At 61.5% G+C, this 2,634-nt stretch carries 2 protein-coding genes; both read right to left on the reverse strand.

Annotated features, from left to right (window positions below; all coding sequences use genetic code 11):
• Window positions 1-747: 747 nt before the first annotated feature.
• Window positions 748-1,980 carry a flagellar hook-associated protein FlgL gene (gene flgL, locus BG61_RS38100; RefSeq protein WP_035936906.1) on the reverse strand — a complete coding sequence of 411 codons (1,233 nt, stop codon included), beginning with the start codon at window positions 1,978-1,980 and terminating at the stop codon, window positions 748-750.
• A gap of 11 nt (window positions 1,981-1,991) precedes the next feature.
• The coding region (locus tag BG61_RS38105; RefSeq protein ID WP_035943461.1) for a flagellar basal body rod C-terminal domain-containing protein at window positions 1,992-2,634 on the reverse strand (643 nt) is incomplete at its 5' end.

Below are 2,634 nucleotides of genomic sequence, written 5' to 3' on the forward strand. Positions count from 1 at the left end.
CGCTTGGGGTTGGGGTTGGGGTTTGTTAAAACCGTTTGATGCGCTTCGGCTTCTGTGAAACTTGCTTTGTTATTGGTCTATTAGCTTCGCCCCTGTGCGGGGCGGCAGTCACTTTCTTTGCTGCTGCAAAGAAAGTAACCAAAGAAAGCAGCTAAGGGGTTAGCGGTGTTAGGACGTGACCACACTTGAGTCTTTCTGAGCGGCCCGACCGTCGGAGTGTCGTCCTCATGAAGTCACCGAGCTTGGTACGCGGACCCACTGCGTCATCTCGCTGTTAAACGGAGTGGTAAGGCAGTCATTCATCCGTCTCGGCACTACGTGCCCGACGAAAGGTAAAGACGGTGGTCCGGCGAACTTCGCGTCACAGCGCAGCGCTTGGGTACGCATGACAAGGAACGAAGCGATTCGTTATGGCGCACCTTGCGTGCGAGCGCAGCGAGGACGGACGGATGACTGCCTTACCAATCAGTCTGACGGTGCGATGGGGCTGTGGGTCCGCGCACCTATCCGCTCAACGAACAGAGGTGGACACTCCTGCGGTCGGACCACTCAGAATGACTCGAACGTGGTCACGTCCTAATACCGCTAACCCCATAGCTGCTTTCTTTGGTTACTTTCTTTGCAGCAGCAAAGAAAGTAACTGCCGCCCCGCACAGGGGCGTGCTAATAGACCAATGAGAAAACAAGTTCCACAGAAGCCGAAGCGCATCAAACGGTTCAACAACCCCCAACCCCGAGCGCCAGCGATCAACCACTCAGATAATCGAACAACGACATTTTCTGAATCTGCGCAAAGGCCATCTGCGCGCCCTGCAGCGCATTCTGCGTAAGTTCGTACTGGCTGATCGCACTCACGAGATCGATGCTCGTCAAATTCGCGAGATCGCTCGCGGTCTGCGTGACCGTGGTCTGCATCGAGCTCCGGGTCGCCGTCACTTCCTGCTCGCGACCGCCAACGGTCGCCTGCACCGAAAGCACGTTGTTGTACGTATTGTCGACCTTCGTGCTCGCCGTGTTCAGCGAATTGGTCAGCGCCGCCTTCTGCGCAGGTGTATCGGTCGACTGCTTCAGCGCGCTCACAAGATTGTCGAGCGTGGCAAAGATATCCGTGTTCGCGGTGTTGGCCGGCTGCACCGTGAACGAGTCGCCGTCGGCAGGCGCGCCGTCGAGCGTCACCTTCTGGCCGCCGATCGTGACGTCCGTCTTGCCCGTGTACGGCACGGGCGTCGGCGGCAGACCGTCGTCCGTCGGCGTGATCGTGTAGCTCGTGGTGCCGTCCGTGGCCGAAACCGCGAACGAGATGGTGTACTTCGTCGCGTTCCTCGGATCGCTTGCGTCGGACACGCTCACCGGGCCGATCGTGCCCGAACCCTGGTTCGCAGCGCCGGCCGCCGCGACCGGATCGCTTTCCGTCGGCGACACGCTCTGGAAAATCGTCGGCCCCGTATCGCCGACATTGATCGACCGCCCTTCGCTGATCTGGACCTGACGCTGCCCGAGATCGCCCGCGTAGTTCGCGCCGACGCCCGACGGATCGTTCGTGTAAGGCGCCGAGCCGCCCTTGAAGCCGGAGAAGATGTAGTTGCCGCTGCCGTCCGTGGTGTTCGCGAGCGTCATCAACTGGTCGCGATAGCCCTGGATCTGGTTGGCGATCGCGGCGCGGTCGGAGTCGGAGAGCGAACCGTCGCGGGCGTGCACGATCTGGGTCTGGATGCTCTGCATCAGGCCCTTGACGTCGTCGAGCGTCGCGTCTTCCTGCTGCAGCGAGGACAGCGCGGTGGTCTGGTTCGAACCGAACTGCGTAATCGTCGAGCTCTTCATGGTGAGCTGCACGGCCTGCGCGGCGCCGAGCGGATCGTCCGAGGCCGTGAGCAGCCGGTTGCCCGACGAGATCTGCTGATACATCGACGCGAGCGCGCTCTGCTGGTCGCTCATCGTCTGGACGTTCAGGTTGAAAAACTGGGAACTGGAGATGCGCATCGCTGAATGCCTCAGTTGAAGATGCCGAGCAACGTCTGGAACAGCGTCGATGCCGCCTGGATCACCTTGCTGTTCGCCTGGTAGAGCTGCTGGTACTGCATCAGATTGGCCGCTTCCTCGTTCAGGTTCACGCCCGACACGGCCTGCTGCGCCGACGTCACCTGATTGAGCAGCGCCGTCTGCGACGTGCTCGCGGCCTTCATCTGGTTGGTCTGGTTGCCGATCTGGTTCACGTAGTTCGCGTACGAACTGGTGAGCGTGTCGGTGCCGCCGTTCATGCTCTTCTTGGAGACGAGGTTCGCCATCGCGAGCGCGTTGCTGCCGTCGCTCGTGCCGCCCTTGTTCGCGTTGATGTCGAAGGCGTCGCCATTGAGCGGTGCACCCGTGATAGTCGCGGAAACGCCGTTCGACGTGATCGTGAGGCCCTTTGAGGCATCGTAGGGAATCGGGCTGCCGGCAGCGATCACCGTCGAGTCCGGCAGCGTCACGTCGACATTCGACGTGAACGCGCCCGCCGTGGCGTCATAGGTGAGCTTGATGTCGGTGGGAACCGAATAGCCCGCCACCACCGTGCCCGAGGAAATCGACGCCGTGCCGGTGTTGCCCGACGCCTCCGAAGTCACCACGGGCGACGCCGCCGCGATCGCGGCCGGG

Source organism: Caballeronia glathei, from assembly GCF_000698595.1.
GTDB classification, from domain to species: Bacteria; Pseudomonadota; Gammaproteobacteria; order Burkholderiales; family Burkholderiaceae; genus Caballeronia; species Caballeronia glathei.